The organism is Mangrovimonas sp. sgz306409 (assembly GCF_059735265.1).
This window is the reverse complement of the sequence record NZ_JCAPEU010000004.1, coordinates 89,218-103,763: the sequence shown is the minus strand read 5'-3', so window position 1 is coordinate 103,763 and position 14,546 is coordinate 89,218. Positions and strand designations below refer to the sequence as shown.

Below are 14,546 nucleotides of genomic sequence, written 5' to 3'. Positions count from 1 at the left end.
AAAGGTTATGATACTTACTAAATTAGTCTAAAAAACTTAGATATTGTTACGAATGGTTTGGATCACCCAATCCTGAAGGGAATCCTCCCAATTATTAAATTCTTGGTAAAACGCTTCCTTGTCGTACCAGTATAAAAACAGCACATCTTTAGGTGAAATATTCACCAATAACTGCCAAATCAAATCTTGGTGTTTCGCTTTCAAGGAAGAATGCGGACTATGAAGCGCTTCGTACATTTTTGAGTCTACGATATCTGAAATTTTGTATTGATTGCTCACTTCCATTTTCTCCAAATAACGCTCAACACTCATCACACGCTTACGGCTTTCAATATCCAGTTTGTTCAAATAACTTTTAAACAGAACACTGTCGTTAAGAATATCGCAAATAGGATGATTTGGTTCCGTTAGGCTTTCCGCCAGTTCCATTTTCTTGACACGGTCATACCTATCAGTTTTCACAACCTTTTCCAAATCGCATTCAATCAATACATGGTCACGTAATTTTTCCATCAATTCAGGTTGGGAAACATGATAAATCAACACTTCATAAACCGTATCCTTAATAGCCTCCTTGTACCAATGCAAATCTTCAAACACCACTATAGGCATTATGAAATCTCGCAACACATAAACCCCTCCAAATGCTCTGGTATAGAAAGACTCGGTAGTAAATTGTAAATCAGGTAATTCTAAATCACGATTGCGTAAATCCCCATATTTCTTGGCCGATTCCAGCAATTTTGAATGAAGTCCTTCATCTATAAAGTTTTGATCTTTTTTGAACCTTTCAATAAGTTGCAATTGTTTTTTCTGCGCTTTATCAAGGTCATTGATTAAATGAAACCGTATTTGAACATCCTTATACTTGAGCAAATCCAAGGGTTCGTAAAACACGTCTATTTTTTGATCAAAATCCAAGCAAATGGCACAATCCCTTGTGATATCGGTGATTTTTTGACCATGTACCCTAAATACATATTGCATGATTTCCCTATCAAACGTATGAAAGGGCACATACACAGGTTTCCCTTTTTGTAACGGTGAAATCAAAATCCCATGTGGATTGGCTTCCCCATTATTGAGGTAGTGCATTTCGCTTTTTTCTTCAGCAATTTCTGGACTCCAGCCTATGCAATCAATCGAAAACTGTGTCAATTTTGTAGGCGTAAACCCCAACTTTACCAAGCATTGGTTATACCTCTCTACCAATTTTCCACTTACGGGAAGCAACTCACTTCTAAATAAATTTGCCGCTTTTAGCTTTTCCATCACAATAACTTATGAATTTGGGCATATTGTACTAAAATAATCGTTTTGGCATCTTGGATTTGACCATTGCCTACCATTTCAATAACTTCTAAAAACGGTAATTCCATGACTTCTATATCTTCCAGCTCACTCGCAAGACCACCACCTTCACTAACTTTCATGTCTTCGGAATATTCTCCAATAAAATAGTGCATTTTCTCGGTGACTGCTCCAGGAGAAGAATAGGCCTCCATTACTTTTTTTACTTCCTTAATTCTGTAGCCTGTTTCCTCTTCTACCTCCTTAATGATACAGTCTTCCGGATGGTCCTTATCCAACATACCGGCACAGGCTTCTACTAAAAAACCATCGGTATTGTCATTCAAATAGGTAGGCATTCGAAACTGCTTCGTTAAGACCACTGTACCTTTTTTTGGATTGAAAAGTAAAATAGCGGCACCATCACCTCTATTATAAGACTCCCTATTTTGACGCACCCACTCTCCAGATTTCAATTGGTAATCATAATTGACTTTTTCCAACAAAGCCCATCGGTCCGATAGTATTTCCTTGTTAATATTTTTTACACGATTATTGCCCATTGTCAAACATTTTTCTTGCTTCTAAATCTATATTCAATTGTGCTACACGCTCATCAACTTTACGTTTAAAGTCGGTATCAGCAATAGTTGCTACATTGTCCAAATAACGAACTACCTCCTGTCTTCTAATCTCCGAAAAGTTCAAACCATTCATATTCTCACGCATTAATTCTTTCAACATCCCAAATTTGGTTTCATAATCCTTTTTGAAATAGATTTCTGGATTGTCAAACCAATTCTGATCAAGGTTAAAATCTGTTAAACGCAATGAAATGGCTGATTGGATATTACGAACATCTCTAGACGAAAAGAAAGGAAAAGAAGTTTGAATTTCCTTATACAAATTGGCATAAAACAAATGTGAATTGGAAGGATATGAAGCTTCCACTCTATCATAAATGTCATGTACCCTTGCTTCTGTTGGTTTATCAACAATTTGAAGAATCTCTCCCATATTTTTAGCCAATCCCTGATGCTGTAAATAGGTGTAATCCTTTGGATTTTCCATATTCACAAAATCTGGCATGGTGTCTTCAAATTTACGCCACCATAAATAATCCTGATCCAAAAAGTCATGCTCTGTCTGAGCGCCATCAATTTTAAAGCGTCCCTGTACACGTGAAATCACCGCTTTATCCAACATTTCCGGGAGGTTGGTAAACAAACCGATGGAACTATTCCCATAATTCACCGCGTAGGCACCTTCTGTATAGCGCAAAAAGACGCCAATAACTTCCTTAACTCCTGCCGAGACCCCTTGAGAGGTTCGCTCCTGAAGATTGTTTTCCGCATCGTCAATAGGTGCAAAAATCAATTTTGAAGGATCTTGCAAAGGCTTCATCCATTCCACCATTTTCTCTGCGGAACCACCCTGAAACGTACTAATCAACGTATCCGGCATTGGGTGAAACAAAAACGGAATGTCCAAATTGTCACAATGCTCTTTGAGTCTTGTGGCAATAGCGGCAATCAGCATACTTTTCCCTGTACCAGGGATTCCATACCCCATAAAAACGGGCATAAAACCTCCCAATTCCTGAAAAGGATTCTTCTTCTCTACAAAATCATAACTCAACAAACGTTCTGTTAAACGTCGAGCAAAGTGTTTAGCATCTCGGTTTCCAACGATTTGTTCAAATTGAACTTTATTGAACTCCACACTTTTCGCCGCTCCCATAAACACATTTTCCCATCCTGAAATGGCAAAGTCTGAATGCTCTAGTTTATAAGTGCGATCCAAAATGGTTTCTTGATATTCCAAAGTGCTTTTGCGCATTTGGATTTCAGCAATCATCGCTTCAAAATACACTACGCTAAAGTCAACCACATCTTTATCTGACTTGATAATATCTGGATGTGACAAATATTTGTCATAGTAAAATAGCATACAGGAAATCCCTTTCAAAGGAGACAACAAGGACACTTCTGGAATGCCTGCAAACTTTTGCTTCATCACACTTAAATCTTCTGAAGCGACAGACTTTAAACGAAACAAAATATTATAGGCCGTTGCATACAACATAAAAGCCGTGACCGTTTGCATTTTGCTTTCGTACTCACGCTTCCCTGAAGTATCCAAAGCCGATTTACGTTCATTCAAACTGGAAAGTCCTGAGGCATCGTAATAACTATCCTTAATCCAAATACCTAGAGTAATCCCTTCCTGAACTGCATAAAGCGTCTCATTTAAATACAATGGAATGGCTACAGATTCTGGCAACAAACGCTTCTTTAAACCTAAAATAGTTTTGGAAATAGACGTGATTTCAGTTGCGGTTCCTCCGTTATTTGCTCTAGATAAATACAGCAAAATGGAATCGTCCTTACTATCCTTATCTCGATTTTTTGCACGCTGGCCCTGTTCCCATTGGATACTTTTTAAATATGAAGTTGCTTCATCACGAAGCATGTCCAATTCATTCTGTTTTATAGGGAATGTGGAATTATGTTCCATATATTTTCACTCAATATTTTGAAGGTCATTTGTTCTTATCCTTTTCTCTAAAATGACCTAGGTTGATTACAGTTAAATTTTTAGTTGGTTGGCAAACCGCTAATTTCTATAGGCGGTTTTGCCAGTTGATTCATTACCTCTGGAGTCTTGCTGTATAACATTTGGATGATTCTGTGAGGCGCGAACACATACTTTTCCTTTGTTGGTTCACTCCATTTTTGAAAGGTTTGCTTCGAAAAATAACCACCTTCACTAAAATCACCTCTGGAACGCACTTCGTCAATTTCCAAAGACATGGCATAAGATTCCAACGGAATTTCCTTTTTCCCTATTCCTTGTAAAATGGCATGGGTAATTTTGTTTTCATCCTTGGCAAATACATTATGAAGCGGTCCTAAATCAATTCGTTTGATAAGTTTTGGATGGATATTCGGCAATTTTTTATCAATACCATAGGCCATGGTGTCCATTGCCATTTTTCTATCCCCAACCATTTTAAGCGCTTCATAAATATCATTTTTAATGTCTTCAATACGATTGCTTCCTTTTAAGTCGAAATACATAAAACATATAAAAGGGCGGTTGAGTACCACATCAAAGAAACTCCAACTGGTCATTAATTCGGTTGAAGCTGTTTCTGGTGCTGCGATAATTTTCCCCTGAACAAAACGATTAAAAATGTAATTTTTGTTCACCGATTGATAATAAGAAATCGAAGCTGCCTGAAACAACCTACTACGCTTAACTGGTTGTTTTTTTCGCAACAGCGTATCCAGAAATTCCTCTTGCAACACAGGGATTGGCGTTAACTTTTCCAAATATTGGTCACGAAGTTCAAGGTCGTTGAACAAATACCGGAATTCCAAGTAATTTGGAAAGCCAGATTCTGTTAGATCCACCTTCATGTTATCCTCGTCATCATACATATATTTAATACGCATGGCCTCTATGGAATACATCAACAAATCACAATATTGCTTAAAGAAGATAATTTCCTGATTGGTGCACAATGCATTGCGCTGTACACTAACAATCAATTCCTTCAAAGCAAAATCTACCATATTGTGGTAAAAATTATAATGTTCCTTTGAATCGAGGAAGGCAGAATCCAAGGGGGTTACAATATGCTCTACAGACATGTAAAAATTACTTTAAACTTTTATTTGATTAGATAGACAGTCATGAAGTTTCCAAGTATCTAACATTTGATCAATTCACCTAAGCGGTGTTTAAAAAAAGAGATTCCCTCTTTCGAGGGAATGCTTCTATTTAACTTAACAAATCGTCGTTACCTTCGTTTGTTTTTTTTGCAGGTTTTGTAGTTTCTACTTCAACCGATTCTTTGGCATCTGCTTTATAGTAATCTTCAAAAATTTCTTTCATATCGATACCATAACGCTCCGCGAAATTCTTTTGAATATCCATATCCTTCTCTCTGATTTCCTGCAAAGCTTCAGCATAACTACTATACACACCTTGCATAACTTTTTCATGAACAGGAATGTTATCCATCATTTCCTGACGAGCTTTAGCACTAGCAGTATGCATTGCTGCTAAAGTCTCCCCAATGTGCTCATCTGTTTTAACTCCCAGATGTTCCAAAATAGCAGCAAATTCTTGATCGGTACGAGCTTTTAATGCCACTACATAACCATCATAGTATTTTAAACGCTCTTCAGTATCACTCTTCAATTTCGCTCTATGTGTCTGCAGGTTGCTTCTTAAAGATGTCAATACCTTAATGGTTAAATTATGCTTGTGCACAAAGCTGTCCTTGGAAGCCGCCAAAGTAGTGTAGGCATTTTTAAGACCTTCCAACTCTTCAACCTTTTGCTCAAGTTCGGTAACTTTTCCAACGGCTTGCGCATATTCAGCAGATTGTTTATCGGCAATCTCCTCCAATTCCTGACGAGCTTGTTTCAACAAAGCATATTGCTCTTCAAGTTTTGCTTCAACTTCCTTTTTCTTTTCAAGCGCTTTAGTATGGTTTTTGGTAGCTTCTACAATGGCATCCTGAAGCTTATCTTCAACTTCCTTGATTTCCATTTCACGGTTCTTTAATCTAGATACCGCCGCCTGACTCTTGAAAGACAATTCGCTTAACAAAGTTTGAATATCGGCAGACTCTATGCGTTGCTGAAATAACGCTTTGGCTCTATTATCGGCTGCATCTCTATCTTTTTGCGCATTTTGCAATTCTTGCTCAGCTTCCTTGATTTTGCTTTTACGCCCCCAAAGATTATTCCACCATGTGTCTGGTTTCCCCTCGGCATCTTCAAGTTCAACCCTGGCACGCTCCAAACGTTTTATAGCATCATCTATAACTTTTTGCTCTTCAGCATTTAAATGAGAAAAGTCCTCAAATATGATTCCTACTTCGTCTTGATAGTCTGTTAAATCCTTTATGGCATCCAACAACGTAGAACGGTCCTTTTCGGCCATATGAACTACGTCATCCAAAGTGGCATTCAAAATCTTTTGACGCACTTCAGGATCGTCCTCTTGAGCTAATTTGGACTTCATGGTGTCAATGGCTTTTCCCCAATTGACATCTACTTTTTCTTGGCTTTGATTGGAGTTGGTTTCCAATAAATCGAAATCATCAGACATATTTAGTTGTAATTTTTTAGTTGAACGTTAATTTTTCGGAAAGGCAATTTCGTTAAAAAAATACCATTTATAAAATTAAATCTCTCTAAAAATATAAGTAGTTTAACAATTTAATTTGTTACATGATATTTATTTAAAATTTCTTATTCTATATTTAACTAAAACTAAAATCTTATGAACAATAATTTCTACCTTACAATAAGTTTAGCTTCGACCTTACTATTATTTAATTGTAAAAACGATAAAAAGGAACCAATTGAAACGCCTCCAACCGTAGAAAGTCCAACGGCCACTCCTCCTGAAGATATTGAAGAGGTAGAAAAGGACTCTTCGGTAACTAATGAAGTTCCCACTAAGAAAGAAACTCCTGCCTCCACTGAAAAAAAATCTGATGTTAAAAAGAACATTGCGAGCAATATCTCTGTAGAAAGAGACATCAAAATTACGGCCATAGAGCATGCTTCGCTGGTTTTAGAAACTAAGGGGACAACAATCTATATTGACCCTGTTGGTGGAGCGGGGCTTTATGAAGGTATCAATCCGCCTAATTTCATTTTGATTACAGATATTCATGGCGATCATTTGGATGTGCCTACTTTGGAAACAATAACCTCTCCTAACACCATTATTATAGGACCGCGAGCAGTAAAAGAGAATTTACCCACATCTTTACTTAAAAACTTTGAACTAATGTTCAATGGCTTGAGTAAAGGGTTTAAAACTTCCCAAGTAGAACTGAATATAGAAGCTATCCCCATGTATAACCTAAGACCTGAAGCACAACAATTTCACCCAAAGGATCGCGGTAATGGCTACGTACTAACCATTAATGGAACAAACGTATACATTTCTGGTGATACGGAAGACATCCGTGAAATGAGAAGCCTTAAAAATATAGATATTGCATTTGTATGTATGAATCTTCCTTATACTATGACCATTCAAAGTGCTGCGAGTGCCGTTCTTGATTTCAAACCTAAAAAAGTATATCCCTACCATTATAGAGGAACAAAGGGTTACAGCGATGTGAAAAAATTCAAGAATTTGGTAAATGCCGGTAATAAAACCATAGAAGTTGTACAGTTGGAATGGTACCACCAAAATATGTAATTCAATTTATTAACAAATTTAGAACGAATAGTTTATGTTAAAATTTATATTGTATATTTGGTAAGCAAACCCTATCTATCTGTATAATTATGACAACCTTAGCCTATACTTCTCATTTTTTGGTCAGTACCACAGAGCTTACTTTAATTCTAATTCTAACTGCTGCTGTGTTTATTTTTTTTATAGTCATTGCTATAATTAAAATGTACAAACTAAAAGCAGAAAACAAAAGGCTAACGGAAATGGAATCCTTTAAAGCTTCGGTAGACGAAAGCTACAAAGACTTTACCGAAGGCCATTTATACGATAATAATTAAGAACCCTATAAGGTTCTTTTTTTATGCAGAAATGTTTTCCCTATTTTATATTTTGAATCAAAATCCGTAATTGTTTCACAATTATACGGTAAGGTTATTCTCATTCATTTAGAATTGAACATACCCGAATAAATTCGCATTAATTTTAACAGCTTTTTTTAGATTATTAATTATATAAGTATATCTTTGGCAACGAAAATTTAATTTTAAAACAACAACTATGAAAAAACTTTTATTATTGTGTTCTCTTTTCGTGGGAACATCTGCCCTAGTTTCTTGTAGTAGTGATGATGATTCTTCTTCTACTCCTGAAACAGCTACCTCAATTACATTGACTGCTGACGTTACAACTATTGAATTAGGTTCCTCTGTAACACTTACTGTTATGAATGACCTTGACGAAAATGTAACAAGCACTTCAATGTACTATGCAAGTGGTTCTACATTGTCTTCTAACGTATTTACTCCTACTGCCGGTGGAGAATATACTATCCATGCAACAAATGGAGAATTAGTTAGTAACACAATTACAGTAACTGTTGATTTGCCTTTAGTAGAAGCTTCCGATTCTTTTGTGATTGATGGAACTCAAGAGTTTACAACCTCAGTTGGTGCTTTTGCTTTTGCCGGTATTGCTGAAGGAGGTATGACTTACATGTACTTTAATGCTTACGAAGTAGTTGGTGAAGGGTATCCAAACGACTTATATATTGGTGTAGCTTTCCAAGCTGCTGATCCATCTGGTACTGATGAAGAAACTGGAGAACCAGTTTATACACTTGCTGACGTTACACCGCCAACAGGTTCTTACACTTGGTATGGTGCTGCTTGGGATGGTGTTTCTGTACCTGCAGCATATGAGGCCTATGTAATTGCTGGAGATGAGGATGTCGTTGGTTTCGAGGATGATCAAGCAATCATAGAAAGTGTTGAGTTCACTTTAGACGCTATTAGCTGGGCTACAGAAACTGAGGAAGGCGTTCTTGAAGCAACCTATACCATTACATTGACTGATGGAACAATTATTGAAGGTGAATATAGTGGAGCTTCTGGATTCTACTCTTTAGGAGGAGGAAGATTTAACCTAGATCTTTCTAATGTATCTTCATCTGTTTTTAAAACAAAAACTTCAAACTTGAAATAAAATTTATATTTTAAGTTGTTTTTATAAAAAAAGCCTGCAAATTGCAGGCTTTTTTTTATCCTACTACGAATGCCAATTACACAATGATTTATCAATACAATCCATCATAGTTTCTTGATTTAGATTGAGGCCAATAAAAGAAATAATTTCTCGTAAAATCTCTTTTGGATTTACGATTAAGTCGTTATAATTAACATACAAAAGTTCCACGCCCGGTTCCTTATCTTTCCAAATTTCAACTTCCTTTAAATGTTTTCGGTAAGCATTCAACAAATTCACTGGTAAATTATCAGTATCCTTACCAATCATTTTTTGTTGAGATTTCACTAGATCTGTCAAATCTCGATTCATAAAAATTACTTTATAGCGGTATTGCGGATCTAAAAATTTCAACAACGGTGCTACCACCTTTACAGATTTACCTCTAGCCAAATGCAACCAAGAATTATCCTTATGTAACGTCATCACAGGGTTATACTCAAAATATCCCTTGGGATTAGATTCATCTGGTTTCCTAGAGAAATCTGTTAAGATCTCCATACCTCCATTGTGTAACATTTGCATCATTAAAGAAGTCCCTGAACGGGGCAAACCAGACACAACTACTATTTGATTCTTTCTATAGATTGAAGACAATTTACCGGTAGGCTCATTTTGATTGAGTAGTTTTTCTTCTAAATTCTCAAGAGCCATGTCCATTCTAGAATTCTTTTTAACTACAAATCTTGAGGCAGTTTCATAAGCAATCTTTGCATTTTGCAAATCTCCCAACTTCTCCAAAGCCTCACCCAATGTGTAGTGTGCAGCAGGATAATATTTTATAAATTTAATACTAGATAGAGCATGATGTGCGGCCTGTTCAAAATCCCCTGTTCGGATGAGAGTTTCAGCCAGTGCCTGGTGATATTTCGCCGAATCACTTTCCATCTTAATAGCTTCTTCGAAAGCCGCCTTGGCATCATCAAATTTCTGAAGTTGCCTATATATGGTTCCTATTTGATACCAGACTTCGGAATTTGGTTGCCGTTCTTTTGCAGCGAGAAGTAATCTTAAAGCTTGATTCAACTTTCCTTTTCCTATAAGAATTTTGGCTTCTGAAAAATAAGTGTTTATCTGAAACATTTTGTTCATTGTACGCAATTTCCCCAAATACTTTTCACCCGCATCAAAATCTTGTTCAGATAAACTGATGGATAATAAATCCATATAATAAGGAATGACATCTATGAGCTTTTCATGCTTTATGAGCTCCAAAAGCAATGGCTTTGCCGATTCAAAATCATGCTTTCCTATAAACACCCTTGCCAAATTATGTTTTAAATCGCATTGGGTCTTCAAAATGGCTACTTCAAGTTTTTCATCTGGTTTCTCCACATATCCCAAATCAATGAGTTGCTGCATCGTTTCTGTATCTGATAGTGCTTCCTCTAATTCATTGGAATCATGTTCTCCAAAATCACCTTCCACTTGTTCCCAACTATCAATAAACCTAGGGATTTCAGGATTTTCAAATATATCCAGTGCAACATTGCCATCCATATCTTTACCAATTGGTAAACCATACATGTGCAAAATGGTAGGAGCAATATCAATAAGTTTTAAACCGAATACCTTTTCATTCTTTTTTATATTGGGGCCTGCGGCTACAAAAATGCCAAATTGCCGATGCTCCAGAGCTGGTGCTGCTGGATATTTTGGCATTTTCAAAATACGTTTGGCACCCGATTCAAAACCGTGGTCGGACATTACAATTATGGTGGTTTCCCCATCCACCAATTCCATCACTCGTTCCAACATCATATCTTGAAAACGATAGGCTCCAATGACCGCCTTATTATAAATATCGTATTGCTCTAGGGAAACACCGTTCAGCTTAGGAGGGTGATACTTCATAAAGGAATGGCAAAAATGGTCTATCATGTCATAATAAACCGCCATAAAATCCCATGCTGTCTCTCGCATAAGATAAGTTGCCACAGCATGTACCGAAGTATTTTGAGCAATTATATTTGCTAACGACTGTAATCCAAAATCCTTTTCTTGATCAATCTGTGCCGCTTTGGGAATAAAAGGCAAAATATGAGCTTCCGTAACTTCATAGGGGAACATTCGCAAATCCTTGATATCATGAGTCAATTCTTCAGGATGAATTGTGCCGATTTTTATTGGAGTTGTTTTTTGTGGGTTTGGATCTATTTTTTGAAATTTATCTGATACTACAACCCCATTAATTGGTTCAACTGGAAAACTGGGCCACCATCCCACCACATTGCTTTTAAGCCCTTCATGATGCAATATATTCCAAATAGCTCTAGACTTTCTTGAAGTAACCGTAACAGGTCTGATTCCATTCATATTTGGAGTCACTTCCATAAAACCCAACACTCCGTGTTTGTCTGGGGTTTTTCCTGTTGCAACGGACGACCATAACATTGGTGAAAAAGGAGGATTCATAGTTCCCATATTCCCTGAAACCCCATTTTCCATCAAACGCTTCAATGCTGGCATTTGATCTTTCTCCAAAAGCGGTCTTATAATATTCCAATCAGCCGCATCCCAACCAATTAAAAGCACCTTAGTCATTGGGGAAATTTTGTTGGTGTACCTGTCTCTCCTTGACTTCTCTCCAAGCTCTTAATCCAATATCCCCCAAAGCCAATAATCCCAAAGATCCTTCTGGTGTAATTGTGTACTTGTCTTGCTTAATAGAATGGTTGGTTTGCGATTTCATACAACTAAAATTAAAGTATATGAAATTAATAAAATTCTACTACTAAAACAATTTAAAAACCTAATTTCCAACACATTAAACAAATTCACTTCAACTGATGATACATCTTATATTTCATCCATCGACAAAACATTTTTGTTTGTCTACAAAACCCCTACTTTCGTCTTCAAATGCTTTTATTACTGGTATATTCAGTAACTTAGTTAATAATACAGTTTCTCTATTTCCCCTGTATTACATTATTCTCTCTATTCCTTGGAAATTAATTTTTAGTTGAAGTTTGACATGTTTAAGTCTGTTTTGAATCTCGCTTTTGCTTTCAACCAGACTAGTGTACCAATGAGGTTTATTCGAAATAACATTTTTCACCAAAACAATTGCCATGGATACTCCCAACAATAAAAATTTTATTCTGAATTTAACACAATATAGCACACTAGCCATGGCTTTAGCTAGTGCCACAGATACCAATGGACAAATTATCTACACAGATGTTGATCCAGATACTACTACTGCATACTACAACTTGGACCTTAACAATGATAATACAATCGATTTTCAACTTAATATCCCAGTTTCAGTTCCTTGGGCGGCTCTCTTTAATCTTTATATATTAAATTCTAATTCTGTTTTGGGCTACACGTCCTCTTGGGGTTACTTTTTTCCATCTGCTCTTAACAATGGGCAAACCATTTCAGACGGACCGGTTAACTGGACATCAAACAATGTGTTTATGTGTTACAATAGTAGCTGGGGCAATTGGTGTGGTGTTACCGACAAGTATCTCGGATTACGCTTTAATATAGGTGCAAACACACATTATGGTTGGGTACGACTTAGTGGAGGAATAAATACTTTTACCATTAAGGACTATGCATATAATGTAACACCTGGAGAATCTATCAATGCTGGTCAAACTGTTTTAAGTACAGATGATTTTTACCCAAAAGAGATAAAAGTGGTTTCCCTAACCAACCAAATTCAGCTTTACAACTTACCTGAACCGCTGGATTACCGAGTATTTTCTACAACCGGACAAATTATCCTTGAAGGCAAAACCGATGAAAACACATTTATAATTAACACCAATACATTTGCAAAAGGTGTATATATCATCGAACTGTTTGACAAACAACGGAAATCAACATTAAAAAAGAAGATCGTCATTTAATCAAAATTAAGTTTACTTGATATTTTTAAATACTTTATAGGCTATGAAAACTCCAACCTCTTCAAATATATCCAAAAGCATAGCACAATATAGCGCCATGGCAATGGCTTTAATGGGTTCGACAAATGTATTGGGACAAATTGTTTATACTGATATAGATCCGGATATAACCACACCAAACTACAATTTGGATCTCAACAATGATAGTACTGATGATTTTCAATTTGACATATCTAATTCTTTAGATACATGGTTTAATCTACAACCTCTAAATTCTAATGCTGCTTTGGCATTAAATGGACCTTGGTATAGTACCTTACAAGTCTTAAACAATGGTCAAGTTATCAGTTCTGGGTTATTATATTGGACAATGGGAGGAGCATTCATGTGCTATGGATCATTTGGAAATTGGTGTGGAGTTACAGATAAATTTGCAGGCCTACGTTTTAAAATAGGAACAAATACCCACTATGGTTGGGTAAGGCTAGATGTAAACATGAATACATTTACCATTAAAGATTATGCCTATAATGCAACCCCTGGCGGATCCATCAATGCTGGGCAAACAGTTTTAAGTACAGAAGATTTTTACATAAAAGAAATAAAAGTGGTTTCCCTAACCAACCAAATTAAGCTTTACAACTTACCTGAACCGCTAGATTACAGAGTATTTTCTATAACCGGACAAATTATCCTTGAAGGCAAAACCGAAGAAAACACATTTATAATTAACACCAATACATTTGTAAAAGGTGTATATATCATCGAACTGTTGGATAAACAATCTAATTCAACATTAAAAAAGAAGATTGTCATTTAATCAAAATTAAGTTTACCTGATATTTTTAAATACTTTATAGGCTATGAAAACTCCAACCTCTTCAAATATATCCAAAAGCATAGCACAATATAGCGCAATGGCAATGGCTTTAACAGGCTCCACAAATGCATCAGGACAAATTGTTTATACCGATGTTAATCCAGATATTACAACTACTTATTACAATTTAAATATTAATAATGATAGTTCTATTGACTTTCATATTCAAATGACTTTTCCTTGGACAAATAATTTATATCTGCAAACTATAAACACCAATTCCTTTATGGGATATAACAGTGGTTGGGGCTATTTGGTTTTTACAACCCCATTAGATATTGGTCAAACCATAAGTTCAGGCCAAGATTGGTTTCAAGGTGATGGCTTTATTGCCTGGGGATATTCCGCTTCTATTGCTACACCTAATAAATATGTGGGCCTACGTTTTAAATTAGGTTCAAATACCCATTATGGTTGGGTACGTTTAGATGTAAACGCCAATAACATTACCATTAAAGACTACGCCTATAATGCAACCCCAGGAGAATCCATCAATGCTGGACAGAGCACATTAAGTGTTGAAGATTTTAATTTAAAAGACGTAAAAGTGGTTTCCAAAAACAATAAAATTGAGCTATATAACCTATCAGAACAATTGGATTACAGATTGTTTTCCATAACCGGACAAATTGTGCTAGAGGGCAAAACCGAGCAAAACACGTACACAATCAACATTGAAACTCTTGTAAAAGGCGTATATATTATAGAATTATTTGACAAAAAATCGAAATCTATATTAAGAAAGAAGATTGTGATTTGATAAGAAACATATCAAA

At 36.1% G+C, this 14,546-nt stretch carries 13 protein-coding genes; 6 read left to right on the top strand and 7 right to left on the bottom strand.

Annotated features, from left to right (window positions below):
- Positions 1 to 36: 36 nt before the first annotated feature.
- The 5 genes from AC6I5C_RS08380 to AC6I5C_RS08360 all read right to left on the bottom strand — a co-directional run bounded on the left by AC6I5C_RS08380 (position 37) and on the right by AC6I5C_RS08360 (position 6,417).
- The gene (locus tag AC6I5C_RS08380; RefSeq protein WP_497904758.1) at positions 37 to 1,272 is read right to left on the bottom strand and encodes a DUF6638 family protein; all 1,236 of its coding nucleotides are present in this window, start codon (positions 1,270 to 1,272) and stop codon (positions 37 to 39) included.
- Entirely contained in the window at positions 1,272 to 1,853 is a 582-nt protein-coding gene (locus AC6I5C_RS08375; protein ID WP_497904757.1) for an NUDIX domain-containing protein, read from the bottom strand. The genes AC6I5C_RS08380 and AC6I5C_RS08375 overlap by 1 nt, the downstream gene beginning before the upstream one ends.
- Positions 1,843 to 3,807, bottom strand: a complete 1,965-nt coding sequence (locus AC6I5C_RS08370) for an AAA family ATPase (protein ID WP_497904756.1) — start codon at positions 3,805 to 3,807, stop codon at positions 1,843 to 1,845. Before AC6I5C_RS08370 ends, AC6I5C_RS08375 begins: the two co-directional genes overlap by 11 nt.
- 80 nt (positions 3,808 to 3,887) lie before the next feature.
- The gene (locus AC6I5C_RS08365; protein WP_497904755.1) at positions 3,888 to 4,946 is read right to left on the bottom strand and encodes a hypothetical protein; all 1,059 of its coding nucleotides are present in this window, start codon (positions 4,944 to 4,946) and stop codon (positions 3,888 to 3,890) included.
- A gap of 130 nt (positions 4,947 to 5,076) precedes the next feature.
- Positions 5,077 to 6,417, bottom strand: coding sequence for a microtubule-binding protein (locus AC6I5C_RS08360; RefSeq protein ID WP_497904754.1), 1,341 nt, complete (start codon positions 6,415 to 6,417; stop codon positions 5,077 to 5,079).
- Positions 6,418 to 6,591: 174 nt separating this feature from the next.
- Here AC6I5C_RS08360 and AC6I5C_RS08355 point away from each other — a divergent pair, with 174 nt between their 5' ends.
- From AC6I5C_RS08355 to AC6I5C_RS08345, 3 genes are all read left to right on the top strand, one after another.
- Positions 6,592 to 7,527, top strand: a complete 936-nt coding sequence (locus AC6I5C_RS08355; RefSeq protein WP_497904753.1) for an MBL fold metallo-hydrolase — start codon at positions 6,592 to 6,594, stop codon at positions 7,525 to 7,527.
- Positions 7,528 to 7,616: 89 nt separating this feature from the next.
- Complete coding sequence (locus tag AC6I5C_RS08350) at positions 7,617 to 7,844, top strand: hypothetical protein (RefSeq protein ID WP_497904752.1); 228 nt, start codon at positions 7,617 to 7,619, stop codon at positions 7,842 to 7,844.
- A 238-nt stretch (positions 7,845 to 8,082) separates the two neighbouring features.
- Positions 8,083 to 8,988 carry a hypothetical protein gene (locus AC6I5C_RS08345; RefSeq protein WP_497904751.1) on the top strand — a complete coding sequence of 302 codons (906 nt, stop codon included), beginning with the start codon at positions 8,083 to 8,085 and terminating at the stop codon, positions 8,986 to 8,988.
- A 63-nt stretch (positions 8,989 to 9,051) separates the two neighbouring features.
- On the opposite strand, the gene AC6I5C_RS08340 is transcribed toward AC6I5C_RS08345, so the two are convergent.
- Both AC6I5C_RS08340 and AC6I5C_RS08335 read right to left on the bottom strand, forming a co-directional pair.
- Complete coding sequence (locus AC6I5C_RS08340) at positions 9,052 to 11,571, bottom strand: alkaline phosphatase family protein (protein WP_497904750.1); 2,520 nt, start codon at positions 11,569 to 11,571, stop codon at positions 9,052 to 9,054.
- Positions 11,564 to 11,719 (bottom strand): hypothetical protein, encoded by a 156-nt coding sequence (locus AC6I5C_RS08335; RefSeq protein WP_157503266.1) that lies wholly within the window; start codon positions 11,717 to 11,719, stop codon positions 11,564 to 11,566. Before AC6I5C_RS08335 ends, AC6I5C_RS08340 begins: the two co-directional genes overlap by 8 nt.
- A gap of 382 nt (positions 11,720 to 12,101) precedes the next feature.
- On the opposite strand from AC6I5C_RS08335, the gene AC6I5C_RS08330 reads away from it, so the two are divergent.
- From AC6I5C_RS08330 to AC6I5C_RS08320, 3 genes are read left to right on the top strand one after another with little or no spacing between them, the layout of a single operon-like run.
- Positions 12,102 to 12,890: a T9SS type A sorting domain-containing protein gene (locus tag AC6I5C_RS08330; RefSeq protein WP_497904749.1), complete on the top strand. Its 789-nt coding sequence runs from the start codon at positions 12,102 to 12,104 to the stop codon at positions 12,888 to 12,890.
- Positions 12,891 to 12,933: 43 nt separating this feature from the next.
- Positions 12,934 to 13,710, top strand: a complete 777-nt coding sequence (locus AC6I5C_RS08325; protein ID WP_497904748.1) for a T9SS type A sorting domain-containing protein — start codon at positions 12,934 to 12,936, stop codon at positions 13,708 to 13,710.
- Positions 13,711 to 13,753: 43 nt separating this feature from the next.
- Entirely contained in the window at positions 13,754 to 14,530 is a 777-nt protein-coding gene (locus AC6I5C_RS08320) for a T9SS type A sorting domain-containing protein (protein ID WP_497904747.1), read from the top strand.
- Positions 14,531 to 14,546: the final 16 nt, after the last annotated feature.

Excerpts from the sequence above, each read along its gene's own strand:
- AC6I5C_RS08365 (WP_497904755.1), bottom strand. The coding sequence starts at position 4,946 with ATGTCTGTAGAGCATATTGTAACCCCCTTGGATTCTGCCTTCCTCGAT.
- AC6I5C_RS08370 (WP_497904756.1), bottom strand. The coding sequence starts at position 3,807 with ATGGAACATAATTCCACATTCCCTATAAAACAGAATGAATTGGACATG.
- AC6I5C_RS08325 (WP_497904748.1), top strand. The coding sequence starts at position 12,934 with ATGAAAACTCCAACCTCTTCAAATATATCCAAAAGCATAGCACAATAT.
- AC6I5C_RS08330 (WP_497904749.1), top strand. The coding sequence starts at position 12,102 with ATGGATACTCCCAACAATAAAAATTTTATTCTGAATTTAACACAATAT.
- AC6I5C_RS08335 (WP_157503266.1), bottom strand. The coding sequence starts at position 11,719 with ATGAAATCGCAAACCAACCATTCTATTAAGCAAGACAAGTACACAATT.
- AC6I5C_RS08340 (WP_497904750.1), bottom strand. The coding sequence starts at position 11,571 with ATGACTAAGGTGCTTTTAATTGGTTGGGATGCGGCTGATTGGAATATT.
- AC6I5C_RS08375 (WP_497904757.1), bottom strand. The coding sequence starts at position 1,853 with ATGGGCAATAATCGTGTAAAAAATATTAACAAGGAAATACTATCGGAC.
- AC6I5C_RS08380 (WP_497904758.1), bottom strand. The coding sequence starts at position 1,272 with ATGGAAAAGCTAAAAGCGGCAAATTTATTTAGAAGTGAGTTGCTTCCC.
- AC6I5C_RS08360 (WP_497904754.1), bottom strand. The coding sequence starts at position 6,417 with ATGTCTGATGATTTCGATTTATTGGAAACCAACTCCAATCAAAGCCAA.
- AC6I5C_RS08350 (WP_497904752.1), top strand. The coding sequence starts at position 7,617 with ATGACAACCTTAGCCTATACTTCTCATTTTTTGGTCAGTACCACAGAG.
- AC6I5C_RS08355 (WP_497904753.1), top strand. The coding sequence starts at position 6,592 with ATGAACAATAATTTCTACCTTACAATAAGTTTAGCTTCGACCTTACTA.
- AC6I5C_RS08320 (WP_497904747.1), top strand. The coding sequence starts at position 13,754 with ATGAAAACTCCAACCTCTTCAAATATATCCAAAAGCATAGCACAATAT.